Annotated in this window: 19 protein-coding genes; 2 read left to right on the top strand and 17 right to left on the bottom strand. The window is 70.2% G+C overall.

The genetic code is table 11. From position 1 onward, the window contains the following. The first annotated feature begins 77 nt into the window (after positions 1-77). Together VV867_RS16965 and VV867_RS16960 are read left to right on the top strand one after the other, a co-directional pair. Positions 78-1835, top strand: a complete 1758-nt coding sequence (locus VV867_RS16965) for a sensor histidine kinase (RefSeq protein WP_328567056.1) — start codon at positions 78-80, stop codon at positions 1833-1835. After that, on the top strand, positions 1832-3166 hold the full coding sequence (locus VV867_RS16960; RefSeq protein ID WP_328567055.1) for a sigma-54-dependent transcriptional regulator: 1335 nt from the start codon (positions 1832-1834) through the stop codon (positions 3164-3166). Before VV867_RS16965 ends, VV867_RS16960 begins: the two co-directional genes overlap by 4 nt. A 284-nt stretch (positions 3167-3450) precedes the next feature. On the opposite strand, the gene VV867_RS16955 is transcribed toward VV867_RS16960, so the two are convergent. The 17 genes from VV867_RS16955 to VV867_RS16875 form a co-directional block, all read right to left on the bottom strand. Continuing rightward, positions 3451-4794: an APC family permease gene (locus VV867_RS16955; RefSeq protein WP_328567054.1), complete on the bottom strand. Its 1344-nt coding sequence runs from the start codon at positions 4792-4794 to the stop codon at positions 3451-3453. A gap of 77 nt (positions 4795-4871) precedes the next feature. Then, the gene (locus VV867_RS16950) at positions 4872-5615 is read right to left on the bottom strand and encodes an N-formylglutamate amidohydrolase (protein ID WP_328567053.1); all 744 of its coding nucleotides are present in this window, start codon (positions 5613-5615) and stop codon (positions 4872-4874) included. Next, on the bottom strand, positions 5599-6930 hold the full coding sequence (locus VV867_RS16945; protein ID WP_328567052.1) for a glutamine synthetase family protein: 1332 nt from the start codon (positions 6928-6930) through the stop codon (positions 5599-5601). The genes VV867_RS16950 and VV867_RS16945 overlap by 17 nt, the downstream gene beginning before the upstream one ends. 14 nt (positions 6931-6944) lie before the next feature. Next, positions 6945-7586 carry a cysteine hydrolase family protein gene (locus VV867_RS16940; protein WP_328567051.1) on the bottom strand — a complete coding sequence of 214 codons (642 nt, stop codon included), beginning with the start codon at positions 7584-7586 and terminating at the stop codon, positions 6945-6947. A gap of 2 nt (positions 7587-7588) precedes the next feature. Continuing rightward, the gene (locus VV867_RS16935; RefSeq protein ID WP_328567050.1) at positions 7589-8446 is read right to left on the bottom strand and encodes a MurR/RpiR family transcriptional regulator; all 858 of its coding nucleotides are present in this window, start codon (positions 8444-8446) and stop codon (positions 7589-7591) included. Positions 8447-8982: 536 nt separating this feature from the next. Further along, positions 8983-9183, bottom strand: a complete 201-nt coding sequence (locus VV867_RS16930; protein WP_089393919.1) for a hypothetical protein — start codon at positions 9181-9183, stop codon at positions 8983-8985. Positions 9184-9302: 119 nt separating this feature from the next. Then, positions 9303-10238 carry a LysR family transcriptional regulator gene (locus VV867_RS16925; protein ID WP_275628034.1) on the bottom strand — a complete coding sequence of 312 codons (936 nt, stop codon included), beginning with the start codon at positions 10236-10238 and terminating at the stop codon, positions 9303-9305. Between the two features lie 424 nt (positions 10239-10662). Next, the gene (locus tag VV867_RS16920; RefSeq protein WP_328567049.1) at positions 10663-11367 is read right to left on the bottom strand and encodes an NAD(P)H-dependent oxidoreductase; all 705 of its coding nucleotides are present in this window, start codon (positions 11365-11367) and stop codon (positions 10663-10665) included. Between the two features lie 179 nt (positions 11368-11546). Continuing rightward, a complete protein-coding gene (locus tag VV867_RS16915; protein WP_328567048.1) occupies positions 11547-12965 on the bottom strand; it encodes an aldehyde dehydrogenase family protein in 1419 nt (472 codons plus the stop codon). After that, positions 12958-14148, bottom strand: a complete 1191-nt coding sequence (locus tag VV867_RS16910; RefSeq protein ID WP_275628037.1) for a pyridoxal phosphate-dependent aminotransferase — start codon at positions 14146-14148, stop codon at positions 12958-12960. Before VV867_RS16910 ends, VV867_RS16915 begins: the two co-directional genes overlap by 8 nt. Positions 14149-14205: 57 nt before the next feature. Next, positions 14206-15816, bottom strand: coding sequence for a 5-guanidino-2-oxopentanoate decarboxylase (locus VV867_RS16905; protein WP_328567047.1), 1611 nt, complete (start codon positions 15814-15816; stop codon positions 14206-14208). A 121-nt stretch (positions 15817-15937) separates the two neighbouring features. After that, entirely contained in the window at positions 15938-18031 is a 2094-nt protein-coding gene (locus tag VV867_RS16900; protein WP_328567046.1) for an acetate--CoA ligase family protein, read from the bottom strand. Between the two features lie 11 nt (positions 18032-18042). Then, a complete protein-coding gene (locus VV867_RS16895; protein WP_328567045.1) occupies positions 18043-19203 on the bottom strand; it encodes an acyl-CoA dehydrogenase family protein in 1161 nt (386 codons plus the stop codon). A 16-nt stretch (positions 19204-19219) separates the two neighbouring features. After that, a complete protein-coding gene (locus tag VV867_RS16890; protein ID WP_328567044.1) occupies positions 19220-20008 on the bottom strand; it encodes an enoyl-CoA hydratase/isomerase family protein in 789 nt (262 codons plus the stop codon). A gap of 305 nt (positions 20009-20313) precedes the next feature. Continuing rightward, positions 20314-21717: an amino acid permease gene (locus VV867_RS16885; protein ID WP_328567043.1), complete on the bottom strand. Its 1404-nt coding sequence runs from the start codon at positions 21715-21717 to the stop codon at positions 20314-20316. 407 nt (positions 21718-22124) lie between these two features. Continuing rightward, a complete protein-coding gene (locus VV867_RS16880) occupies positions 22125-24326 on the bottom strand; it encodes an ATP-binding protein (protein WP_328567042.1) in 2202 nt (733 codons plus the stop codon). Further along, positions 24323-25090 carry a substrate-binding periplasmic protein gene (locus VV867_RS16875; protein WP_328567041.1) on the bottom strand — a complete coding sequence of 256 codons (768 nt, stop codon included), beginning with the start codon at positions 25088-25090 and terminating at the stop codon, positions 24323-24325. Before VV867_RS16875 ends, VV867_RS16880 begins: the two co-directional genes overlap by 4 nt. Between the last annotated feature and the right edge of the window lies 1 nt (position 25091).

Below are 25091 nucleotides of genomic sequence, written 5' to 3'. Positions count from 1 at the left end.
GTGTAGCGACCCGCAGTCGCGCCGGACCAGTGCCCGGACGTGCTATGGTCGCGCTCCGCCCACCCGCCCCGAGCACCATGACCTTCAACCGTCCCCCGCGCCTGATCCTCGCCAGCCTGCTGGTGCTGGCCGGCCTGCTGCTGTCGGTGTACTGGGCGGGCGAGAAGGCGCGGCACCGCTCGCTGCTCGCCGAGGCCGAGGCGGCCCACGAGCAGCTGGGGCTGTACGTCAGTTCCCTGCGCACCCTGCTGGAGCGCTACCGCAGCCTGCCGGCGGTGCTGGCCCTGGACCCGGAGCTGCGCCAGGCCCTGGCCGGCCCGGTGCAGGGCGATGCGCAGCGGGCGCTGAACCTCAAGCTGGAGCGCATCAACGCCGCCGCGCGCTCCTCCACCCTGGAGCTGCTCGACCGCGACGGCCTGGCCGTGGCCGCCAGCAACTGGCGCCTGCCGACCAGCTACGTCGGCCACAACTACGCCTTCCGCCCCTACTTCCGCCAGACCATCGCCCAGGGCACCGGGCGCTTCTACGCGGTGGGCGTGACCACCGGCATCCCCGGCTACTTCCTGGCCAACGCGGTGCGCGACGAGGCCGGGCGCTTCCTCGGCGCCATCGTGGTCAAGCTGGAGTTCCCCGACCTGGAACAGCAGTGGAGCCAGACCCCCGACCTGGTGCTGGTCAGCGACACCAAGGGCATCGTCTTCCTCGCCAACCACCCCGGCTGGCGCTACCGCGAGCTGCAGCCGCTGGACACCTTCGCCCGCCTGGAGCTGGCGCAGACCCGCCAGTACGACCGCCAGCCGCTGACCCCGCTGCAACACCGCACCCTGCAGCCGCTGGGCGAGGACAGCCGCCTGGTGCGCGTCGGCGCCAGGGGCGACGAGACCGACTACCTCTGGCAGTCCCTGAGCCTGCCCGACGACGACTGGACCCTGCACCTGCTGCGCGACGCCCGCGGCGTGCAGAGCGACGTCGCCACCGCGCGCCTGGCCGCCGCCGGGGCCTGGCTGGCCCTGGTGTTCCTGGCCATGCTGCTGCAGCAGCGCTGGCGCATCGCCCGCCTGCGCCAGCGCAGCCGCGAGGAACTGGAGCGCCTGGTGGAGCAGCGCACCGCCGACCTGCGCACCGCCCAGGACGGCCTGGTGCAGGCCGCCAAGCTGGCGGCCCTGGGGCAGATGTCGGCGGCCCTGGCCCACGAGATCAACCAGCCGCTGACCGCCCAGCGCATGCACCTGGCCAGCGTGCGCCTGCTGCTGGACGCCGGGCGCAACGACGAGGCCCGCGCCGCGCTGGCGCGCCTGGACGAGCTGCTGGAACGCATGGCCGCGCTGACCGGCCACCTGAAGACCTTCGCCCGCAAGACCCCCGGCGGCCTGCGCGAACGCATCGAGCTGGGCCACGTGCTGGAACAGGCCCTGCAATTGCTGACGCCGCGCATCCGCGCCGAGCAGGTGGAGATCAGCCAGGTGCTCAGCATGCCGGCCTGGGTGCTGGGCGACGCCATCCGCCTGGAGCAGGTGCTGGTCAACCTGCTGCGCAACGCCCTGGACGCGGTGGCCGGCGCCGAGCGCCCGCGCATCGAGGTGACGCTGCGCCACGAGGGCGAACAGTGGAGCCTGGAAATCGCCGACAACGGCCCGGGGATCGCCGGCGAACACCTGGGCAACGTCTTCGATCCCTTCTTCACCACCAAGCCGGTGGGCGAGGGACTCGGCCTGGGACTGGCGGTATCCTACGGCATCGTCCACGAACTCGGCGGCCGCCTGGAGGCCGCCAACCGCCCCGAGGGCGGCGCGCTGTTCCGCCTGGTGCTGCCCGCCGCGAGCGAAGAGACATGACCGAACACGTGATTTTCGTCGATGACGAAGCCGCCATCCGCGAGGCCGTGCAGCAGTGGCTGCAGCTCTCCGGCTTCGAGGTGCGCCTGTGCAAGAGCGCCGAGGAGTGCCTGAGGAACCTGGAGCGCGGCTTCGCCGGCGTGGTGATCAGCGACGTGCGCATGCCCGGCACGGACGGCCTGGCCCTGCTCGAACGCCTGCAGCAGCTGGACCGCGACCTGCCGGTGATCATGGTCACCGGCCACGGCGACGTGCCCATGGCGGTGCAGGCCATGCGCAACGGCGCCTACGACTTCATCGAGAAGCCCTTCACCCCCGAGCGCCTGCTGGACAGCCTGCGCCGCGCCCTGGAGAAGCGCCGCCTGGTGCTGGAGAACCGCCAGCTGCGCGAGCAGGCGACGCTCAAGGACCAGGTGGCCTCGCGCCTGCTCGGCGTATCCAAGCCGATGGAAGCCCTGCGCCGCCAGGTCATGGCCCTGGCCGACACCCCGGTGAACGTGCTGATCCGCGGCGACACCGGCAGCGGCAAGGAACTGGTCGCCCGCTGCCTGCACGACTTCGGCCCACGCGCCGGCAAGCCCTTCGTCGCGCTGAACTGCGCGGCCATCCCCGAGCAACTGTTCGAAAGCGAGCTGTTCGGCCATGAAAGCGGCGCCTTCACCGGCGCCCAGGGCAAGCGCATCGGCAAGCTGGAGCACGCCAACGGCGGCAGCCTGTTCCTCGACGAGATCGAGAGCATGCCGCTGGCCCAGCAGGTGAAGCTGCTGCGCGTGCTGCAGGAGCAGCAGCTGGAGCGCCTGGGCTCGAACCAGAGCATCCGCGTCGACCTGCGGGTGATCGCCGCGACCAAGCCCGACCTGCTGGAGGAAGCCCGCGCCGGGCGCTTCCGCGAGGACCTGGTGTACCGCCTGAACGTCGCCGAGCTGCGCCTGCCGCCGCTGCGCGAAAGGCGCGAGGACATCCCCCTGCTGTTCGAGCACTTCGCCCGGCTGGCCAGCGAAAAGCTCGGCCGCGAGGCGCCGCCGCTGTCCACCGCCGAGCTGGCGCGGCTGCTGGCCCACGACTGGCCGGGCAACGTGCGCGAGCTGGCCAACGCCGCCGAGCGCCACGTGCTCGGCCTGGACCGCGCGGCGCAACTGGAGGCGCCGGCCGGCAGCGGCCTGTTCGAACGCATGGAGGCCTACGAGGCCGAGTGCATCCGCCAGGCCCTGAGCCAATGCAAGGGCGACATCAAGGCGGTGATGGAACTGCTCGGCCTGCCACGCCGCACCCTCAACGAGAAGATGCAGCGGCACGGGCTGAGCCGCGGGGAATTCCTCGGCGAAGGCTGACGACCACCGCGCCGCCCCGGAACCGTAGGAGCGGACTCCGTCCGCGATTTCGCGCGCAGGGCGCGCGCCTGCAGGAGCACGATGTGGTGGCGCGGCGTAGGAGCGGATCTCATCCGCGAATCGCGCCTATACCTCCGGCTATCGCGGACAAGGTCCGCTCCTACAAGGCTGGAGACACGCCGCCGCAGGTGAGGCGACGGATAACCGCGAACGGTTATCCGCCCTACGCGCCCTGACGCTCTTGTAGGGCGAATGAAGCGGAACGCTTCATCCGCCGTTGCCGGTCACAGCCCCGTGGCCAGCTCCCCGGCCTTGCCGCGCTTGTGCAGCACCGCCAGGTACACCAGGCCCACGGCGATCCAGGCCAGGCCCAGGTACTGGGCGTCGGCGCTCATGCTGACCAGCACGTAGCCGATGATCGCCAGCCCCACCAGCGGGCACAGCAGGTGGCGCGCCACCTTGCCGCTCTTCTGGCGGATGAAGTAGTGGTTGATCACCGCCAGGTGCAGCAGGCAGAAGCCGGTGAGCGCGCCGAAGTTGACCAGCGAGGTGAGCACGTCCGGGGCGTCGAGGAAGGCCACGCCGATGCCCAGCGACAGCACCGCCACCAGGTACAGGCTGACGTGCGGGGTCTGGTAGCGCGTGTGCACCTTGGCCAGCACCCGCGGCAGGCGGCCGTCGCGGGCCATCGAGTAGAGCAGGCGCGAGACCGCCGCCTGCGAGGTGATCGACACGGTCACGCCCCAGGCCAGCGCGGTGGCCACCGCGGTCAGGGTGGACAGCCACTTGCCGCCGGCGGCCTCGGCGATCTCGTAGAAGGCGGTGTCGGCGGACTGGAAGGTCATGCCGGCGGCGAGGTCGGTGGCCAGCCAGGTCTGCAGGACGAAGATGCCGCCCATGACGAACAGGGCGATCAGCGAGGCGCGGCCGATCTGCCTGGCCGGGTCGCCCTTCACCTCTTCGGCGAGGGTGGAAATGGCGTCGAAGCCGAGGAACGACAGCACCGCGATGGACACCGCCTTCATCACCAGGCCGAGGTCGAAATGCTCCGGCTGGTACAGCGGCGCCAGGGTCAGCCGGCCATTGCCCATGCCGCCCTCCAGGGCGTGGTAGCCGACCGCCAGGAAGATCGCCAGGACGATCATCTCGGCGATCAGGAACAGCAGGTTGAAGCGCGCGGCGAAGGTGATGCCGCGCAGGTTCACCAGGGTCGCCGAGACCAGGAAGGCGAGCATCCAGGCCAGCTTGGGCACCTGCGGGAACAGGTGGTTGAGCGCCAGCGCGCTGAACACGTAGAGCAGCGGCGGGATCAGCAGGTAGTCCAGCAGCAGCACCCAGCCGGCGAGGAAGCCGACGTGCGGGTGGATGCCGCGCTGGGCGTAGGAGTACACCGAGCCGGCAATGGGGAAGGCGCGGGCCATGGCGCCGTAGCTCAGGGCGGTGAACAGCATCGCCAGCATGCCCACCAGGTAGGCCATGGGCACCATGCCCTGGGAGTCGGCGTGGACCCAGCCATACACGCCGAAGGGCGCGATGGGGATCATGAAGATCATCCCGTAGATGACCAGGTCGCTGAGGGAAAGACTGCGGCGGAGCTGTTGCTGGTAGCCAAACTGTTCGATGGCCATGGGGGAGTCCTCTCGATTCGGCAGCTTTGTCGTTGTTGTCTGCGCCGCGAGCGCGACGGCGTTTCTTGTTCCGGGGCTTACAGCCAGGGCGCCAGGCGCTCGGCCCAGGCCTGGATGGCGGCGGCCTCGCGCAGGCCGTCGTTGCGGATTTCCAGGAGCACGGCGTCGATGCCGCGCTCGTCACCGTGCACCGGCACGGTCATGTCCTCGGCCGGGTCGATGTCGTAGGGCTGGTTGGCGCCGATCTCGCCGCCGCCTTCGCGCAGGCCGTCGACGATCCGCCGCGCGTAGCCTTCGGCGCGGCCGTACAGCACGCCGGCGATCCATGGCCGGGGTACGCCGCGGTAGCTCGGGGTGAAGCTGTGCACGCCGACGATGCGCGTCGGCTGCCCGGCCGCCTGGCGCTGGTCGATCAACTCGGCCAGGGCGCGGTGGAAGGGTTCGAACAGGCGCGCCTGGCGTTCCCGGCGGTTCGCCTCGCTCAGCCCGAGGTTGCCCGGGATGGGGTAGACCTCGCTGTGCCCGGGGATGCTGTCCGGCGCGGCCAGCGGGCGGTTCAGGTCGATCAGCAGGCGCGAATAACCGGCCGCCAGCAGCGGCGCGTCGAGGCGCTCGGCCAGCGCCTCGGCCAGGGCCAGCGCGCCGATGTCCCAGGCGATGTGCTCCTGCGCCGCGGCGTCGTCCAGGCCGAGCTGCGCCAGTTCCGCCGGGATGTAGCGGCTGGCGTGCTCGCAGACCAGCAGCACCGGGCTGCGCCCGTTCGGGTTGAGCAGGCGGAACGGCGCTTCGCGGTAGATCCCGCTTTCAGTAGAGGCTGGCATAGCGTTGGCACACCTGGTCGTCGGTGAGGTCGCGGGTCAGCGCCAGCTCCTGGCGCTTCATGGCGAAGTAGGTCTGCAGCAGCGCCGGCGGCAACTGCGCGCAGAGCGCGTGGTCGTCCATCAGCAGTTGCAGGGCCTGCTCCAGCGAGCCGGGCAGCGCCTGGATGCCGAGGGCCTGGCGCTCGGCGGCGTCGAGCGAGTCCGGGTCGACGTCGGCCACCGCGCGCAGCGGCAGGCGCTCCTCCAGGCCGAGGCGGCCGGCGATCAGCACCGCGGCCATGGCCAGGTGCGGCGAGGCGGTGGCGTCCATCGGCCGGAATTCCAGGTTGAACTGGCGCGCCAGCGGCTTGCCGCCGAGGCTCACCACCGGGCAGATGCGCAGCGCCGCCTCGCGGTTGCGCAGGCCCAGGCAGGCGTAGGCGGCGCTCCAGTGGTGCGGTTTCAGGCGCAGGTAGGAAACGGCCGTTGGCGCGGTCAGCGCGCACAGCGCCGGCAGGTGGCGCAGCACGCCGGCGGCCCAGTGGCGCGCGGTCTCGGAGAGGTTGTTCGGCTGCGTGGCGTCATAGAACAGCGGCGTGCCGTCGAGGCTCTGCAGGCTCAGGTGCAGGTGCACGCCGTTGGTCACTTCGCCGGGCGCCCGCAGCGGCGAGAAACAGGTGCCCAGGTCCATCTGCCGGGCGATCTCGCGGACCACCTCGCGCACGTTCACCGCGCGGTCGGCGGCGGCCACGCCCTGGGTCGGGCGGCAGGTCACCTCGTACTGGCGGCGGCCATATTCGGGCAGGAACATCTCCGGCTCGGCGCCGGCCTGCTCCAGGGCGGCCATCAGCCAGCCGGGGAAATTGCCGGCAGCGCGCTGGGCCTGCAGCGAGAAGGCGCCGCCCGGGCCCTCGGGCAGGCCCAGCAGGGTGAATTCGTGTTCGAAGGCGGCGGTGACCTGCAGGCCCAGCTCGCGGTAGCGGGCGATCTCCTCGCGCAGCAGGGTGCGCGGGCACACCGGCCAGGGCGTGCCGTCGGTCTCCACCAGGTCGCCGTGGTAGTAGTCCAGCGGCGGCGCCAGCGGGTCCGGGCCCTGCTCCAGGTACAGGTGCGCCTGGGGGTCGGGCAGCAGGCGCAGGTCGCCGTGGCTGCCCCAGGGGTTGTCGTCGGCGATGATGTCCTGCGGCGTCAGCGCGCTGTTCGCCGGCACCCAGCCGCAGCCGCTGGCCAGTTGCTCGGCGACCGCGGCGGCCGGCAGCGAACGGCCGCGGGTGACGCCGGCCAGGTCGGTGGTGACGAAGCTGCTCAGGTGCAGCGGCCCGGTGGGATGGCTCATGGCGTGCTCCGCGGTCAGGCGAGGTCGGCGATGCGGGCCAGCACCGCGTCGGTGTCGGCGATCCAGCAATAGCCCTTGATGGCCTCCAGGCAGGCCTGGTGGCGCTCGGCGGTGTGGGTGGCGCAGGCGTCTTCCACCAGGGTCACCAGGTAGCCGCGGTCGGCGGCGTCGCGCACGGCCATGTCCACGCACTGGTCGGTGACCACGCCGCAGACGATCAGGTGGCGCACGCCGAGGTTGCGCAGCACGTAGTCGATGGCGGTGGAGTTGAAGACGCCGGACGAGGTCTTGGGCAGGACGATTTCGTTCTCGGCCGGCACCAGCACGTCTATCACCTGGGCGTCGGGGTGGCCCTTGGGCAGGTGCATGTCCGACAGCTTGTGGTCCAGGGAGCGGTCGCGGCCATCGGCGGTGAGGCTCTCGATGATGGTGTGCAGCACGTTCTGCCCGGCGCCGCGCATGGCCGCCAGCAGGCGCTGCTGGTTGGGGATCACCTGGTTCTGCACGCGCTCGTAGAAGTAGCGGGCCTTGCCGGCCTCGACGTGGGCGTCGCGGCCGGGGATGACCCAGGCGTTCTGCATGTCGACGAACAGGATGGCGGTCTCGCCGCGGCGGTACGGCAGGTCGCGGGGCGAGTGGTGGGGCAGGCTGAACATGGTCACTCCTCGAGCAGGTGGGCGTTGAAGGCGGCGCGCAGTTGGTCGATGCCCTCCAGGCGCTCGTCGAGCTGGGCGTCGCTGCGCGCCACCAGGCTGGCGATGAGCGCCTCGACCTGGGCCATGGCCGGCACCAGCGAGTCGAAGGGCGAGGTGGATTCCACCGGCGCGCTGACGATCAGGTCGGCCAGTTCGCGCAGCGGCGAGGCATAGATGTCGGTGAACAGCACTACCCGCGCGCCGCGGGCCTTGGCGGTCTGGGCGACGAGCTGGGCCTGGGCCTGGTAGCGGCGGTAGTCGAACAGCACCAGCAGCGACTGGCGGTCCATGTCGTGCAGCAGGTCGGGCAGCGCCATGCCGTCGTCCAGCCACAGGCAGCCGCCGCGCAGCAGGCGCAGGTGGGTGACCAGGTAGCCGGCGAGGAAGCGGCTGAAGCGGCCGCCATGGCAATACAGGCGCTGGCGCGGGTCGAGCAGCCAGTCGCCGAGCAGGCGGATGTCGTCAGCGCGGGTCAGGTTCAGGGTGTGCTGCAGCTTGTCCGAGGCGTCGGCCAGGTAGCTCGACCAGGGATCGTCGTGCTCCATGCGTTCGCGGCGTTCGGCGAGCAGGGTGCGCGGCGAGCGCAGGCGGTCGTCCACCTCGATCAGCAGGGCATCCTGGAACTCGCCATAGCCGGCGAAGCCGAGCTTCTTCACCAGGCGCAGGATGGTCGGGTCGCTGACCCCGGCCTGCCGCGCCAGGCGCGCCATGGGGCCCAGGCCCAGGCGCGGGTAGTCGTCGAGAAGGGCACGCAGCACCTTGCGCTCGGCCGGCGTCAGGGCGACGTCCGGTGCGGCCAGGCGGTCTTTGAGGCTGGACATGGCAGCTCCCTTGGCGGTTATGCCTGGTCTTGTAGTGAATATTTCAAATCATTGCAAATACTTTATTTATGTTCGATTCACTACATTTTCCGCGCACAGGCATCCGCCCGCTCTATACCGGGCAGCGGCACGGGCGCTTCGGCAGTCGGGATTTGTTCCGGGCAAAAAACGGCCGCTGAGTGCAGCGGCCGGAAAGAAGACGTCGATTGGAGCAATCGGATATCGGCGTCGGGAAGCAGCGCCAGTCGGCGTTGGAGGAACCGGCTGGCGTGAGGGGGCGGAAGATTCGCAGTCACCGCACCCTCGGGTGACACATCAGGCTGATCGTGTCGGGCCTGCCGGGGAAACCGGCAGATAAAGACAAGTATATTGACCTAACTATTGCGGATAAAGCGCGAAGACGGCGAAAGACTTTTTCAAAAAATGAAAGAATCACCGCCCCCGCCGGGATAAAAAAACGCCGCATCTCGTATGCGGCGCAAGGCATTGGGAATACCGGCTCACGCTCCGGGCTTCCCGGGGGAAGGGAACGCCGATCAGGAATCGGCGTTAGGCTGGGCAGCGGCCTTGCCGGCGGTACGCTCGGCGTCGGAGGCCTGCTGGGCAGCGGCGATGGCGGCCTCGTTGGCTTTCACCATCTTGTCGGTCATCAGTCGGGACTCTTCGGCGAAGCTCAGTTGCACGAAGGACAGCGAGCAAACGGACAGCAGGGCAGCAACAACAAGTTTACGGGACATGATTTTCGAACCTTTGATTGGCCCCGCTCGTTGGGGGCGATGCAAAGGTTACGACTCGGTGACAGACGGAAAAATAGCTGGCTCACCAACAGACCATTGCCTAAAAAGCAACAATCCCGTCAGGCCCAGTGGGACGGATCGCTCAGCACCTGCTCGTCGGCATCGAAGGCCTTGGGCAGTTCTTCCTTGAGGAATTCCACCCAGGTGCGGATCTTCGCGTCGAGGAAACGCCGCGACGGGTAGAGGGCGAAGATCTGCCGTACGTGCAGGCTGCGCTCGGGCAGCACGCGCACCAGTTCGCCCTGGCTCAGCGCCGGCGCGGCCACGTAGCTGGGCAGCAGGCAGATGCCCATGCCGGCGCGGGCCGCCCCGGCCAGGGCCTCGGCGACGTTGACCATGAAGGTGTCGCGCGGGCGGATCACGCTCGCCTCGTTGTCCTCCTCGAAGGCCCAGCCTTCCGGGAAGGTCGGGTCCTGCAGGCGCAGGCAGCGGTGCTCGCGCAGGTCGTCGATGCCGCGCGGCGTGCCGCGTTCGGCCAGGTAGCCGGGGCTGGCGCAGAGCACGCTGTAGATGGTGCCGAGGGTCTGGGCGACGTATTCGGAGTCGGGCAGTTCGCGGTCGCGGGTGATGACCACGTCCTGGCCTTCTTCGAGGATGTCCGGCTGGCGCTGGGCCAGGGTCAGCTCGATGTAGACCTCGGGGTACCCCTGGCAGTAGCGCGAGATCAGCGGGATCAGGTGCTGCTGGCCGAGCCCGGTCAGCGAGTGCACCCGCAGCCGGCCGCGCGGGCTCAGGTGCGCGCCGTTGGCCTCGGCCTCGGCCTCGTCGACGTCCACCAGGATCGCCCGGCAGCGCTGCAGGTAGCGCTCGCCGGTCTCGGTCAGCGCCAGGCGCCGGGTGGTGCGGTGCAGCAGGCGCGCCTGCAGGTAGGCTTCCAGGTCCGAGACCACGCGGGAGACCTGGGCGGTCGACAGGCCCAGGGCGTTGGCCGCAGCGGTGAAGCTGCCGGCATCGACCACGCGGGCGAAGACCCGCATCGCATGTAAAGTGTCCACTGTTGCCCCGTCTGCAAAACTGAATCGCAGTATAGGGTCATTTTCCCCGGACAGTTGCCGGGTATAGTGGCAACCAGGTCGCTGCAGCAGCGACGGGCCCAACCGGCCCGTCGTATGGCACCCGGCACACCAGCCGGTCGCCAACACTCCCCCGCGCATACCAGGCTGCAGCGGCTGCCCTTTTCCTCCAGAGGCGCACGTCTTGATTGATGTGCGCCTTTTTTCGTTCCGGGATGCGGGCTGGTTGGGGCCGTAGGGCGTATAACCGTTCGCGGTTATACGCCGCTACACCCATCCCATGCCCGGCTCATTGGCCGAGATCGGAGTGCTCGGGACAGGTGACCCAAGGCCGAGTCGCGGTGATGGGTATCGCTTCGCTCAACACCATCCTACGACGGTGCGCCACGGCATCGAGGCGTGCCGCTCAGCGCGGCAGCGGGTAGAGGCGCTCGTCGAACTGCTCCAGGCGGGGGAATTCCAGGGGCCGATCCTGATCCAGGCGCTGCAGGCGGTCCTGGTACTGGCGCAGGAAGTCCTGGCGCGCATCGTTGCTGATGTAGGGCACGTGCCAGGCCACGAACGGCGGCAGCACGGTCATGCCGGTGTAGGCCAGGGTGCCACGCAGGATCGGCCGCAGCATGTCTTCCAGCGGGCCGTGGATGGCGCCTTCGCCGAACATGTGCTCGCGCCCGCCGAGGGTCACCGTCACCAGCGCCTTCTTGCCGGCCAGGCCGCCCTGGTCGTAGAAGCGCTTGCCGCCGTAGCAGATGCCCGAGACCAGCACGCGGTCGAACCAGCCCTTGAGGATGGCCGGGGCGGAGAACCAGTAGATCGGGAAGTTGAAGATCACCAGGTCCGCCCAGAGCAGCTTGTCCAGCTCGGCCTGGATGTCCGCGGCCAGGGTATGCGCCTTGGCGCCTTCGCGCTGCTCCAGGGCGTAGACCAGGTAGTCCGGGTTGGCGCGGGCGCCGAAATCGGCGGCGCTGGCCACCGGGTTCCAGTGCATCGCGTACAGGTCCGAGACCTGCACTTCGTGGCCCTGGCCCTGCAGGGTTTCCTCGGCCAGCTTGTACAGCGCGGTGCTGAAGGACTGGGGTTCGTTGTGGGCGTGGACGATCAGTACGTTCATGTGGATTCCTTGATGGTCAGGCATCGGCGCTGGGCTCGGCACCCTCTCCCCCAGCCCCTCTCCCTGAAGGGAGAGGGGAGCTATCCGTGCCAGCGCGAAACTTCACCGCCGCGCTGGACTGCTCTTGCCCCCTCTCCCGCTTGCGGGAGAGGGCTGGGGAGAGGGTGCTCTTCAGGCGCTCAGAGTTGGATGGCCTTGTGCTCGACGAACTCGGCCAGGCCTTCCTCGCCCCATTCGCGGCCGTTGCCGGACTGCTTGTAGCCGCCGAAGGGCGCGCGGTAGTTGAACGCACCGCCGTTGACGAAGCATTGGCCGGCGCGCATGTGCCGGGCCAGGCGCAGGCCATCCTCGCGGTCGCCCGCCCAGACCGCGCTGGACAAGCCGAAGGGCGAGTCGTTGGCGATGGCCAGGGCTTCGGCCTCGTCGGCATAGGGGATCAGGCACAGCACCGGGCCGAAGATTTCCTCGCGGGCGATGCGCATCGAATTGTTCACGCCGGCGAACAGCGTCGGTTGCACGTAGTGGCCGCGCTCCAGGCCGAACGGCCGCTCCGCGCCACCGCAGAGCAGGCGTGCGCCCTCCTCCTGGCCGACGCGGATGTAGTCCAGCACCGTGCGGCGCTGGCCGGCCGAGCACATCGGGCCGAGGAAGCTGTCCGCCTCCAGCGGGTCGCCCAGCTTCAGCGCCTCGGCCTCGGCGCGGGCGATCTCCAGCGCCTCGGCGTAGCGGCTGGCGGGCAGCAGCATGCGCGTCAGCGCGGTGCAGGTCTGCCCGGAGTTGATCATCACGTCCTGCACGCCGTGGCGCACGGCGGCGGCCAGGTCGGCGTCGGCGGTGATCAGGAACGGCGACTTGCCGCCCAGTTCCAGGCACACGCGCTTGACCGTCGGCGCCGCCGCCTCGGAAACCTTGATGCCGGCGCCGGTGGAGCCGGTGAAGGAGACCATGTCCACGTCCGGGTGCCGCGCCAGTGCCTCGCCGACCTTCGAGCCGGGGCCGCTGACCAGGTTGAACACCCCGGCCGGCAGGCCGATGGCGTCGATCATCTCGGCCAGCAGGAAGGCGTGCAGCGGGGTGTCCTGGCTGGGCTTGACCACCACCGTGCAGCCGGCGGCCAGGGCCGGGGCGAGCTTGCCGATCAGTTGGTGCAGCGGGTAGTTCCAAGGGTTGATGAAGGCGCAGACGCCCACCGCTTCCCTGACCACCAGCGAGTTGCCGACCTCGCGCACCTCGTCCATGTGCGCGGCCAGCGGGATGTAGCTTTCCAGGCCCTCGATCGGCCCGTCGACCTGGACCATGCGGCACCACTGCACCGGCATGCCCAGCTCGGCGGTGATCAGCGCGGCCATCTCGTCGGCGCGGGCCCTGAGCTGTCCGGCCAGGGCGCGCAGGTAGCCGGCGCGCACGCTGGAGGGCGTCCGCGACCAGGCCGGGAAGGCACGCCGCGCGGCTTCCACCGCGCGGTTCACGTCGGCTTCGGCGCCCAGCGGCACGCGGCCGATGGTTTCTTCGGTGGCCGGGTTCTGCACCTCGGCCAGGCCCTGCCCTTGCGGCGCCACCCAGGCGCCGTCGATGTAGAGCTGCAGGCGGTCATGCATAGCGTTTCTCCTTCAGCAGTTCGGCGGCGCACAGGGCGATGCGCCGGCAGGCCTCGCGCAGCGGCTCGGCGCCGAGCACCAGGCCCAGGCGGATATGCCCGGCGGCGCTGGGGCCGAAGGCCTCGCCGGCCAGCACCGAGACGCCGTGGCGGTCCAGCAGCAGGTCGGCGAAGGCCTGGGCGGACAGGCCGGTGGGGCGGATGTCGACCATCACGAACATGCCGCCGTCCGGGCGCAGGGCGCGCAGGCCGACGCAACCATCCAGGCAGTCGAGGACCAGGTCGCGGCGCTGGCGGTAGGCCTCGCGCATGGCTTCCAGTTCCGGCAGCCGGGCTTCCAGCGCGGTGCAGGCGGCGTCCTGGATGAAGTCCGGCGAGCCGTAGAGCATGCACAGGGCGAGGTTCTCCAGGTGGCCGCAGAGTTCGCGCGGGCCGACCACCCAGCCCACCCGCCAGCCGGTCATGGCGTGGGACTTGGACAGGCTGTTGAGGGTCGCGGTGCGCTCGGCCATGCCCGGCAGGCTGGCCGGGCTGATGTGCTCGCCGTCGAACACCAGCTCGCTGTAGACCTCGTCGGAAATCATCCACAGGTCGTGCTCGATGCACAGCACCGCCAGGGCTTCCCAGGTGGCGCGCGGCAGGCTGGCGCCGGAGGGGTTGTGCGGGCTGTTCAGGGCGATGGCGCGGGTGCGCGGGGTGACGAGTGCCGCCACGTCCCCGGGCTGCACGCGGAAGCCGTTTTCCGAACGCACGGGCACCGGCACCACCTTGGCCCCGCAGGCGCCGAACACCGCCTCGTAGGTCACGTACATGGGCTCGGCGACTATCACCTCGTCGCCCGGGTCGAGCAGGCACTGGGCCACGGCGTAGAGCGCACACTGCGCGCCGGCCAGCACCACCACGGCGTCCGCGTCCACCGCCTGGCCGCTGCGCTGGCTGTGGCGGCGGGCGATGGCCTCGCGCAGGTTGCGCTTGCCGCGCACGTCGGAATAGTGGGTGTGGCCGGCCAGCAGGCTGTCGATGGCCGACTGCACGATGGGCGCCGGGGTGTCGAAGTCGGGGTCGCCCACCGACAGCAGCAGGATGTCGTCGCCCTGTTCCATGCGCGCCAGGGCGCGGTAGTGGATGTCCCAGGCGGCGGCGCCGTCGCCGGCGATGCGTTGGGTGAGGTTGGAGTAGCGCATGGGAAGTGTCCTTCAATGCACCAGGGCCCGTGTGGGCCCCGGCGGGTACGACGGGGCCTACTGGGCGCAGGCGTGTTTCAACTCGACCAGGGTCACGCCGGGGTGGGCGAAGCCGGCGCACAGGTCGCGCTCCAGTTCGTCCAGGCTCTGCGGCTGGCGCACTTCGCAGCCGTAGGCGCGGCCGAGCAGGGCGAAGTCCGGGTTGCGCGGCAGCACGCCGATGGGCTCGATGTCCAGGCCGAGCATGTCGTCGCGGATCTGCCCGAGGGCATCGTTGTTCCACAGCAGCACCACCAGCGGGCTGTCCAGCTCCTCGGTGGCGGTGGCCAGCTCCTGGGCGGTGTAGAGGAAGCCGCCGTCGCCTACCAGCACCAGGCCGGGGCGCTCCGGCGCGCCGAACTTGGCGCCGATGCCGGCCGGCACGCCGTAGCCGAGGGTGCCGTAGCCGGTGGGGTGCAGCCAGCCGCGGGGGGCGCGGCTGGGGTACAGGTAGTTGGCGGTGTAGGCCAGCTGGGTCATGTCGCTGGCGATGAAAGCATTGGCCGGCAGCGCCTTGGCGATGCGTTCGAGGATAGCTTTGTGGATAAGCTGCAGCGGCGCGTGGCTGGCTTCCAGTTGCTGGCGAAGCTGGGCCACGCGGTCGATGGCGCTGCCGGCGTCACGCCTGGCAGCCGGCAGCGCGGCCAGCAGCGCCTCGGCAGTGGCCTTCGCGTCGCCGAGCAGGGCCACGGCGCTGGGGTAGAAGTCGTTGAACTTGCGCGAATCGACGTCGACGCGGATCACCTCGCCGGTCAGCGGCAGGCGCTCGCGCCAGAAGTCGGTGTCGGCCATCTCGGTGCCGATGGCGAGTACCAGGTCGGCCTCGGCGATCATGTCCCAACCGGCCTGGGTGCACAGGGTGGCGCCGGCCGCCAGCGGGGCTTCCGCGGCCAGCAGGCCCTTGCCGGCGACGCTGGTGAACAGCGGCGCGGCCAGGCGTTCGCTGAGCGCGGCCAGGGCCTGCACGGCATGCAGCGCGCCGCCGCCGGCGATGATCATCGGCCGCTTGGCCGCGGTGAGTTTATCCACAGCCTGGTGCAGCGCGTCGGCGCAGGGCTGGCCGCGGCCGGCGCGGCGCACCACTTCGCCGGTCCAGTCACGGGCGATGGGCGCGGCCAGCACGTCCAGCGGCACCGAGATGTGTACCGGGCGCGGGCGCTCGCTGTCGAACACGGCGTAGGCGCGGGCGATCAGCTCGGGCAGGTCTTCCGGGGTCAAGGCCACGGCCGAGAACGCGGTGATCGGCGCGGTCATGGCGCGCTGGTCCTGGGTCTCGTGCAGGCAGCCCCAGCCCTTGCCCAGGCTGGCGGTGTGGTTGACGCTGGAAATCACCAGCAGCGGGATGGAGTCGGCATAGGCCTGGCCGATGGCGGTGGCGGCGTTGGTCACCCCCGGGCCGGTGATGATGAAGGCCACGCCGGGCTTGCCGCTGACCCGCGCATAACCGTCGGCCATGAAACCGGCGCCCTGCTCATGGCGGGTGAGCACGTGGCGGATGCCGCTGCCGGGCAGGCCGCGGTAGAGCTCCAGGGTGTGCACGCCGGGGATGCCGAACACGGTGTCGATGCCGTAGTTGGCCAGCAGGCGGACCAGGGCCTGGCCGCCGGTGAGGGTCTTCTGTTCTTGCATGGGGTGTCTCCTCGCAACTCGTTGTTCCGGGACGGACGCCGAACTCGCGGCGGGCGCCGGAATGCTTTGCCCCCTCTCCCGCTTGCGGGAGAGGGGAGCGTTCGTGTTCCCCTTCAGGTCCTCAGCCGTCGCCCAGCCGCACCAGCGCATCCACCGCCACGGCGCCTTCGGCGTTCACCAGCAGCGGGTTCACGTCCAGCTCCAGCAGGCTGTCGGCGTGCTCGCAGGCGTAGTCGGCCACCGCGCGGATGGCGTCCACCAGCTTGTCCATGTCCACTGCCGGGCGGCCGCGGAAGCCGCTGAGCAACGGCGCGCTGCGCAGGCCCAGGAGGGCGTCGCGGATGGCCGCGTCGGTGGTCGGCAGCAGCAGGCTGCGGCTGTCCTTGAGCAGCTCGACGAGGATGCCGCCGGCGCCGAGCACCAGGGCCAGGCCGAAGCCGACCTCGCGCTTGATGCCGACGATCAGCTCGGCCAGCGGCGGGCTGGCCATGCGCTCCAGCAGCACCTGCTCGAACTTCACCTGGGGCGCGTGCCTGGCCAGGCTCTCGCGCATGTCGAACAGCGCCGCCTCCAGGGCCGCCTCGTTGCGCAGGTTGAGCGCCACGCCACCGGCCTCGGTCTTGTGCGGCAGCTCGGCGCTGACCGCCTTGAGCACCAGCGGGTAGCCCAGGTCGGCGGCGGCCTCGCGGGCCTGGCCGGGGGTGCTGAGCACGGCCGCCGGCAGCGGCAGGCCGAAGGGCTTGAGCGCCTGCTTGGAAGCCCATTCGTCGAGCAGCCGGCCCTCGCCTTCGATGGCTTGTGGGCACAGCGGCACCAGCGCCGCTTCACCACGGGCCAGCAGCGCATCGCGGCGCTGGCGGTAGTGGGCGATGCGGCCCCAGGCGGCCAGGCCGTCCTCCACGCCCTGCAGTGCCGCCACGCCGTGGCCGTGCAGCAGTTCGCGGGCATGGGCCGGCAGCAGTTCGGGCAGCGCCGAGGCGATGAAGCCGACCTTGTCGTGGCGCTTCAGCGCGGCGCAGTACAGCTCCAGCAGCAGGTCGCACTGCGGGCGCTCGCCGGTTTCCTCGCCGGGGTAGTCGAGCACCAGCAGCGCGGCGTCGGCGGGCGTGCGCAGGGCGCTGTCGAGCATCTTCTCCAGCGCCGGGCCGTCGCCCCAGATGGCGGTGGTGAAGTCCAGCGGGTTGGCGATGTTGGCGTAGTCCGGCAGCACCTGGGCCAGCTCGGCGCGCTGCGCCTCGACCAGCTTGGGCAACGGCAGGCCGTTGCGCTCGGCGTAGTCGGCGATCAGCCCGGCGTCGCCGCCGGAGCAGGCCAGCGCGGCCAGGCTCGGGCCGGCCGGCAGGTTGCCGCAGGCGGCGGCCTTGAGGGTTTCGATGAAGCTCACCGGGCCGCTCACGCGGATCACCCCGAGGCGGTCGAAGAGCGCGTCGTACAGCGCGTCGGAGCCGGCCAGCGAGCTGGTGTGGCTGAGCGCCAGTTCCGCGCCTATCTGCGACACGCCGGTCTTCAGGGCGATCACCGGGATGCCCTTCTGCAGCGCCTTGTAGGCGGCGCGGGCGAAGCCGGGAACGTTCTTCAGGCCTTCCAGGTGCAGGCCGATGGCGGTGACGCGCGGCTCGTCGAGCAGTACGTCCATCAGCTCGGCCACGCCCAGCTGCGCCTGGTTGCCCACCGAGGCCATGTAGGCGATGGGCAGCGAGCGGTCGCTCATCGACAGGTTGTAGGCGAAGTTGCCGCTCTGGGTCAGCACCGCCACGCCCTTCTCGACGATGTGCCCGCCATGGGCCACCGGCCACAGGGCCGCGCCGTGCAGGTAGTCGAGCAGGCCGTAGCAGTTCGGCCCGAGCAGGGCCATGTCGCCGGCCACGTCGAGCAGACGCTGCTGCAGGGCCTGGCCTTCGGCGCCGGTCTCGGCGAAGCCGGAGGCGTAGCAGATGGCGCCGCCGGCGCCCTTGGCGGCCAGTTCGGCGACGGCCTGCAAGGTCAGCTCGCGGTTGGTGGCGACGAAGACCGCGTCGGGGCCTTCGGGCAGTTCGGCGACGCTGCGCACGCAGGGTACGCCTTCGAGCTGGTCGTATTGCGGGTTGACCAGCCACATCGGCCCGGCGAAGCCGCCCTCGGCGCAGCGCTTGAGCGCGCGGGCCATGCTGCGGCCGCCGATGAAGGCCAGGTGGCGCGGGGCCAGCAGGCGCTTGAGATTGTCACGTTGGCTCATGGGATCACCGATCAGCGCAGCAGCGGCCGCAGCAGTTCGCGGGAGATGATGTGGCGCTGGATTTCCGAGGTGCCTTCCCAGATGCGCTCGATGCGCGCGTTGCGCCAGATGCGCTCCACCGGGCCCTCGTCCATCAGGCCCATGCCGCCGAAGATCTGCACGGTCTCGTCGGCGACCTTGCCCAGCACTTCGCTGGCGAACAGCTTGGCCATGCCGGCCTCGCCATCGGTCATGCTGCCCTGGTCCATCTTCCACGCGGTGTGCAGGGTCATCAGCTCGGCGGCGCGGATCTGCGTGGCCATGTCGGCCAGCTTGAAGGAAATGCCCTGGTAGCTGCCGATGGCCTGGCCGAACTGCTTGCGGTCGGCCGACCATTGCAGGGCCAGGTCCATGGCGCGCTGGGCCTGGCCGACGCAGTTGGCGGCGACCATCACACGGCCAGCGGTGAGCCAGGCGTTGGCCACTTCCCAGCCCTTGCCCACTTCGCCGAGGACCTTGGCGGCCGGCACGCGGCAGTCGTCGAAGAAGATCTCGTAGGTGTGGTAGCCCTTGTTGCTGACGCAGCGCGGGCCGCGGCGCACGGTCATGCCCGGGGTGCCCTTGTCGACCAGGAAGGCGGTCACGGCGTTGCGCTTCTTGCCATTGTGCTCGTAGGTGTCGGTGACGGCGAAGACGATGGCGAAGTCGGCGTGCCCGGCGTGGCTGATGAAGTGCTTGGCGCCGTTGATGACGAAGTCGTCGCCCTCGCGCACGGCGCGGGTCTTGATCGAGTTGGCGTCGGAGCCGGCGCCCGGCTCGGTGAGGGCGAAGCAGTCGATCTTCTCGCCCTGCACCACCGGCAGCAGGTAGTCCTGGACCTGCTGGCCCTTGCAGGCCATGAGGATCTTCGAGGGCCGCGCGACGAACACGTGCAGCGCCCAGGAGACCTTGGACAGCTCGCGCTCCACCAGCGCCTGGGACAGGTAGTCGAGGCCGCCGCCACCGACTTCCTCGGGCATGTTGAAGGCGTAGAAGCCGGCGGCGATGGCCTTGCCGCGGATCTGCGCGGCCAGCTCCGGGGACACGGCGTCGGCGCGGTCGACTTCTTCCTCGTGGGGCAGCAGTTCCTTCTCGACGAAGGCCTTGACCGCCTCGACGAGCATTTCCTGTTCCTGGGTCAGCTTGAAATCCATGGAATCACCTCGCCGCTCAACGGCCTTGGAATTGGGGGGAACGTTTCTCGGCCACGGCGCGCAGGGCCTCGGCGGCATCCTCACTGCACCCGCAGAGCAGCCCGGCGGCCTGCTCGGCTTCCAGTTGCTGGGCCAGGGTGCGGCCGGCGCCATCGCGGATCAGGCGCTTGGTCTGGGCGAAGGCGAAGGTCGGGCCGGCGGCCAGGCGCGCGGCGAACTCGCCGACACTGGCCAGCAGTCGCTCGTCGGCGACCACTTCGCCGACCAGGCCGGCAGCCAGGGCGCGTTCGGCATTCCACAGCTCGTCGAGGAACAGCAGGCGCTTGGCCGCCTCGCTGCCGATCAGCCGCGGCAGGTGCCAGCTGGCGCCAGCGTCCGGGCAGTAGGCCATGCCGGTGTAGCCGGCCTTGAAGCGCGCGCTGGCGCCGGCGACGCGGAAGTCGCAGCACAGCGTCAGGTCCATCCCGGCGCCGACGGCGGTGCCGTTGACGGCGGCGATGGTCGGCTTGTCCAGGCCGTGCAGGCGGCGCATCAGGGCGTGGGCGGTCTCGGTCCAGCCGTAGGTTTCCAGTTCGCCGCGGGCCTCGGCCTCGGCCCATTCGGCGAGGTCGGCGCCGGCGCAGAAGCTGCGGCCCTCGCCGGTCAGCACGATGACGCGCACGGCCGGGTCGGCCTCGAAGGCGTCGAGCAGGGCGTGCAGGTTCTTCAGCGTCGGGATGTCCAGCGCGTTGCGCTGTTCGGGGCGGTTCAGGGTGATCCAGGCGATGCCGTCCTGGACCCGGCTGAGCGGGGATGCGTGAGTCATGCTGGCCTCGTTGTTGTTGTCGCATGAGGGCGGTGTTGGCCACCATACTAAACAAGTGTTCAACAAGACGGCAATGCACCCGAATGGGGAGCTTGTAACGCCCCGCCGGACGGCGGGAAGGCCGCGTGGTGCGGGGGCTGTGGGGTTCAGGAGGGGTGTGGCGGGAGAGTCTGTTACAACTTCGAACAAATGCCGGTACGGCTGGCTTTTGTAGGAGCGCGCCCTGCGCGCGAATCGCGGGCAGGGCCCGCTCCTACAGAAAATCAAAAGCCCCGCAAAGCGGGGCTTTTGTCTGCGGCATGGGTTCAACCGATGCTCGGCACTGCCTCGCTGGCCAGCTGCGGGCGCTTGCGCTTGAGCACGTAGTAGGCCAGGTAGCACGCGGCGATGAAGCCGAAGCCCCAGTACAGCGACGGGCGCTGGGTCGGGTCCATGGCCAGGAACACGAACAGCGAGCAGCAGATCGCTATGCAGGCCAGGGGGATCAGCGGGAACAGCGGCGCGGCGTACTTCAGGTCCTTGACGCTGCCCCCCTTGGCCATGTGCTCGCGGCGGAAGCGGTACTGGGCGTAGGCGATGACGATCCAGGTCACGGTGCCGGCCATCCCGCTCACCGCCATCAGCACCATGAACAGGGTGTCGGCGGCGACAACGCTGGTCAGCAGCGAGAGCAGGGCGAAGGCCAGGCTGATCAGCAGCGCGTACAGCGGCACGCCGCGGGCGCTGAGCTTCGACAGGCCCTTGGGCGCCATGCCGGTCCTGGACATGGCCCAGAGGATGCGCGTGGAGGCGTACAGGCCGGAGTTGCCCACCGAGAGGATGGCGGTGAGGATGACGAAGTTCATCAGGTCCGCCGCGTAGGGGATGCCGACCATGTCGAACACCTGCACGAAGGGGCTCTCCACCAGCCCGGCCTTCTGCCAGGGGATGATGGCGGCCAGCACGAGGACCGCCAGGACGTAGAAGATCAGCACGCGGAACACCACGTTGCGCACGGCGCGGGGGATGCTCTTCTCCGGCTGGTCGGTCTCGCCGGCGGCCACGCCCATGATCTCGCAGCCCTGGAAGGCGTAGACCACCGTCATCATCACCGCGAACACCGCCGACAGGCCGTTGGGGAACAGGCTGTCGCCGACCAGGTTGTCCAGCCCCGGCGCCGGCGCGCCGTCGTTCAGGTGGATGCCGCCGAAGATCACCAGCACGCCGACGATGATGAAGGCGAGGATGGCCGCCACCTTGATCCCGGCGAACCAGTACTCGGCCTCGCCGAAGGCGCGGGTGGCCAGGGCGTTGAGGGAGAACAGCACGACCACGAAGAAGCCCGACCAGATCCAGATCGGCACCTCGGGGAACCAGCGCGTCATCAGCATGCCGGCGGCGGTGAATTCCAGGCCGACGGTGGAGGCCCAGCTCATCCAGTACACCCAGCCGATCATGAACCCGGTGGCCGGGCCGATGAAGCGTGTGGCGTGGGCCTGGAAGGAACCGGAGACGGGCATCTGCACCGACAGCTCGCCCAGGCAGACCATCACCAGATACATCAGCAGGCCGGCCACCAGGTAGGCCAGCACGGCGCCGGCCGGGCCGCCCTGGTTGATGGTGACGCCGGCGCCCATGAACAAGCCGGTGCCGATCACCCCGCCGAGGGACAGCATGAAGATGTGGCGGCTCTTGAGCGCGCGGGAGAGCTGGAGCTTCGAATCAGACATGGCGCACCCCCGGCAGACGGCGGGCGCGGCGCAGCGGAACTCTACGTTGGATCATTGTTGTTATCTCCAATCAGTCAGAGGCCGTGGCTCGGGCACGGATACCGCCGGATTATTCGAAGGGGATGTAAGGTCGCGTTGAACGGCGGGATCGAAGATGTAAAAAGCTGTAAGGAATTTGTAGCGGGCTAGTCCCCACGCCCTCGGGACAACGTCCGGCTGACTCCGAAACATCCAAGCCTGCCGAACGGCCCCCTCTCCCTTCAGGGAGAGGGGACTGTCCGTGCCTGCTGGATGCGCGTGCCTCCCTGCTGGGTCTGCGCATTCTGTGCCTTTCGTAGGAGCGAGCTTGCTCGCGAACCGCATGGCACCGCAGCCGCCGGGGGATCCGTTCGCGAGCAAGCTCGCTCCTACAGGAGGTGCGTCCTGGCGGCGCTGAGTTGCGTGTCGAGTCTTTTGCTCCAGGCTTGCAGCGGCTCGCCGGCCTGGGCCGCTTCTTCCAGGCCGTGCAGGCATTCGCCCAGGCCGCGCAGGCCCATGGAATGGCAGCTGCCCGCCAGGCGGTGGGCCAGGCCGGCGGCCTCGCTGGCGTCGCCGGCGCGGATGGCTTCGTGCAGCAGCGGCAGCTGTTGCGCCAGCAGGTCGCGCAGCACGCCCAGCAGTTCGTTCACCCGGTGCTCGCCCAGCAGTTCGCGGTGGGTCGCCAGCACCTGCGCGTCGATCGCCCCGTCCGTTGCCGGCTCGGGCGCAGGCGCGTGCAGGTTGGCCAGGGCGCGGCGCAGATCGTCCAGGCGCAGCGGCTTGGCCAGCACGCCTTGCATGCCGGCGTCGAAGTAGCGGCGCACCAGGGCCGGTTGCACGCTGGCGGTGAAGGCCAGGATCGGCGTCTCGCGGTTGCGGCCGTCGGCCTGGGCGCGGATCGCCTGGCACAGCTCGATGCCGCCGAGGCCCGGCAGGTGCATGTCCAGCAGGATCAGGTCGAAGGCCTGTTCGCGGCAGGCGGCCAGGGCCGGGTCGGCGTCCTCGGCCAGGCGTACCCGGTGGCCGTCGCGCTCCAGCAGGCCCTGGGCCACTTCGCGGTTGAGCGGCACGTCTTCCACCAGCAGCACGCTCAGGGCACGCTCGCTGCGCGGCGCCGCCCGCGGTTCCGCCATGGGGGCCAGCGCGGCTTGCAGCTCGACCTCGAACCAGAAGGTGCTGCCCTCGCCTTCCACGCTGCGCACGCCAATGCGGCCGCCCATGGCCTCCACCAGGCGCTTGCTGATGGCCAGGCCCAGGCCGCTGCCGCCGTAGCGCCGGGTGACTTCCTCGCTGGCCTGGGTGAAGCGTTCGAAGATGCGCGCCTGCACCGCCGCGGGAATGCCGATGCCGTCGTCGACCACGGCGAAGCGCAGGCGCTGGGCCTCGCCCCGTTGCGCCAGCAGCGTCACTTCCAGGCGCACCTCGCCCTCCTCGGTGAACTTCACCGCGTTGGCCACCAGGTTGCTCAGGACCTGGCGGAGGAACTGCCCGGCGCCGCGGCAACGGCGGCGCACGGCCGCGTCCAGGCGCAAGGAGAGCACTGTGGCATTGGCTGCCGCGCGCGGCTCCAGCAGCGTCAGCACCTCGTCGAGCAGTTCGCCGAGGTCGAAGTCCACCGGCTCCGGCAGGCTGGCGCCGTCCTCCAGCTTGGCGAAGTGCAGCACTTCGTTGAGCACCGCCAGCAAGCCTTCGCCGGCCTTGTGCAGGGCGTGCAGGCGCTTGCGCTCCAGCTCGCCCAGGGGCGCGTCGCGCAGCAGCTCGGCCATGCCGAGGATGCCATTGAGCGGGGTGCGGATCTCGTGGCTCATGGTGGCCAGGAAGCGCGTCTTCGCCTCGTTGGCCGCCTCGGCCTCGTCCTTGGCCCGGCGCAGGCTGGCGGTGCGCCGCTCGACCTGGCGCTGCAGTTCGTCGCGTTCCTCGCGCAGGGCCTGGCGCATGTCGTCGAGGGCGTGGGCCACGGTGTCCAGCTCGTCGTCCTCGGCGCGGATGCGCTTGTCCAGCCGCAGCGGCTGCTGCAGGTCGCCGCCGGCCATGCGCCCGGCGAACTCGGCCATGCGCTCCAGGTGGCGCGTCACCAGCTTGTGGAACAGCCAGCTCAGGGCCACCGCCAGGCCGCAGAGGAACAGGCCCATCCACAGCAGGTTGCTCAGCCCGCCGAGCCACAGGCGGCGGTAGATGGCGCCCAGGTCGATGGCCACGGCCAGCTCGCCGAGGGCCCGCGATTCGCCGTCCGGCGGCTGGTAGCTGAGCGGGAAGTGCTCGACGCGCAGCGGGCCGGGGGCCTGGATGTCGCCCTGGACAAGGTTGAAGTCGGCGCTGGCCAGGCTGGCCCAGGCGATGTCGGGGAAGTCCACCAGGCCGTGCAGCTGTACGTTGAGCTGGGCCTGGTTGAGGTCCCACAGGCTGCGCTCGAAGCTGGCCAGGTAGCCGCTGCGGATCAGCTCCAGGCGGGTCTCGATGTCGCGCATCTCGCGGCGGTATTCCAGGTACAGCTGCACGGCGCCGGCCAGCAGGGTGAAGCACAGGCTGAAGGCCAGCACCCGTAGCAGCAGGCGCCGCGCCAGCGGGCCGGGGGCGCGCAGGGCCCTCACGGCTGCGCCCCGGCGGCGAGCATGGCGCGGTAGTCGCGCTCGCTTTCGTCCAGCCAGCGCGCCAGGCTGCCGTCGGCCTGCAGACGGCGCAGCGCGGCGTCTATCTCGCCCAGGCGGGCCTGCAGCGGCGAATGCCGCGACACCGCCAGGCGCAGGTAGTCGACGGTGATCGGCCGCGGCGCGTCCACTATGTCCGCGCCGCCCGGCAGGCGCTCGACGAACAGCCGTCCGGTGCGCCGCTCGTAGGGGATGAAGTCGATGCGCTGGCGGATCAGCTTGCCGAAGTTCTGCCGGCTGTCGGAGACGTACTCGATGTTGTCGTGGCTGGCGACGAAGCGGTCGAACCCGGCGCCGTAGCTCTCGCCGAAGAGCAACCCGCCGCGGTAGCGGGAGAGGTCGTCCAGGCCCTGGAAGCGCACCGGCTTGCGGCGGTTGTAGAACAGCGCCACTTCCTCGCGCAGCACCGGCGCCTCGGCGAAGGCCAGGCCCTGGTCGCGCTGCTCGGTGCGGTAGGCCAGCACCACGTCGACGCGCCCGGCGGCGGCGTCCAGCAGGCAGCGTTTCCAGTTGCCCAGCACCACCACCTGCACCTCGTAGCCGAGCCCGCCGAGCACGCTCTTCACCACCTGCGGCGCCAGCCCGCGCACCTCGTGGCCGTCGCTCCAGGACACCGGCGGGTACACCGGGTAGTCGCAGTAGCGCACGCGCTCGGCGGCCGGCGCCAAACCACACAGGGTCAGGGCGAGCAGGGCCAGCCAGCGCATG

It is taken from the genome of Pseudomonas sp. JH-2 (assembly GCF_036231725.1).
Classification (GTDB): Bacteria; Pseudomonadota; Gammaproteobacteria; order Pseudomonadales; family Pseudomonadaceae; genus Pseudomonas; species Pseudomonas delhiensis.
Note: the sequence above shows the minus strand (reverse complement) of the source record. Positions and strands in the feature narration are given on the sequence as shown.

Bases quoted from the DNA above. Each gene is read 5' to 3' on its own strand.
- VV867_RS16965 (WP_328567056.1), top strand. From the start codon at position 78: ATGACCTTCAACCGTCCCCCGCGCCTGATCCTCGCCAGCCTGCTGGTG.
- VV867_RS16960 (WP_328567055.1), top strand. From the start codon at position 1,832: ATGACCGAACACGTGATTTTCGTCGATGACGAAGCCGCCATCCGCGAG.
- VV867_RS16955 (WP_328567054.1), bottom strand. From the start codon at position 4,794: ATGGCCATCGAACAGTTTGGCTACCAGCAACAGCTCCGCCGCAGTCTT.
- VV867_RS16950 (WP_328567053.1), bottom strand. From the start codon at position 5,615: ATGCCAGCCTCTACTGAAAGCGGGATCTACCGCGAAGCGCCGTTCCGC.
- VV867_RS16945 (WP_328567052.1), bottom strand. From the start codon at position 6,930: ATGAGCCATCCCACCGGGCCGCTGCACCTGAGCAGCTTCGTCACCACC.
- VV867_RS16940 (WP_328567051.1), bottom strand. From the start codon at position 7,586: ATGTTCAGCCTGCCCCACCACTCGCCCCGCGACCTGCCGTACCGCCGC.
- VV867_RS16935 (WP_328567050.1), bottom strand. From the start codon at position 8,446: ATGTCCAGCCTCAAAGACCGCCTGGCCGCACCGGACGTCGCCCTGACG.
- VV867_RS16930 (WP_089393919.1), bottom strand. From the start codon at position 9,183: ATGTCCCGTAAACTTGTTGTTGCTGCCCTGCTGTCCGTTTGCTCGCTG.
- VV867_RS16920 (WP_328567049.1), bottom strand. From the start codon at position 11,367: ATGAACGTACTGATCGTCCACGCCCACAACGAACCCCAGTCCTTCAGC.
- VV867_RS16915 (WP_328567048.1), bottom strand. From the start codon at position 12,965: ATGCATGACCGCCTGCAGCTCTACATCGACGGCGCCTGGGTGGCGCCG.
- VV867_RS16910 (WP_275628037.1), bottom strand. From the start codon at position 14,148: ATGCGCTACTCCAACCTCACCCAACGCATCGCCGGCGACGGCGCCGCC.
- VV867_RS16905 (WP_328567047.1), bottom strand. From the start codon at position 15,816: ATGCAAGAACAGAAGACCCTCACCGGCGGCCAGGCCCTGGTCCGCCTG.
- VV867_RS16900 (WP_328567046.1), bottom strand. From the start codon at position 18,031: ATGAGCCAACGTGACAATCTCAAGCGCCTGCTGGCCCCGCGCCACCTG.
- VV867_RS16895 (WP_328567045.1), bottom strand. From the start codon at position 19,203: ATGGATTTCAAGCTGACCCAGGAACAGGAAATGCTCGTCGAGGCGGTC.
- VV867_RS16890 (WP_328567044.1), bottom strand. From the start codon at position 20,008: ATGACTCACGCATCCCCGCTCAGCCGGGTCCAGGACGGCATCGCCTGG.
- VV867_RS16885 (WP_328567043.1), bottom strand. From the start codon at position 21,717: ATGTCTGATTCGAAGCTCCAGCTCTCCCGCGCGCTCAAGAGCCGCCAC.
- VV867_RS16875 (WP_328567041.1), bottom strand. From the start codon at position 25,090: ATGCGCTGGCTGGCCCTGCTCGCCCTGACCCTGTGTGGTTTGGCGCCG.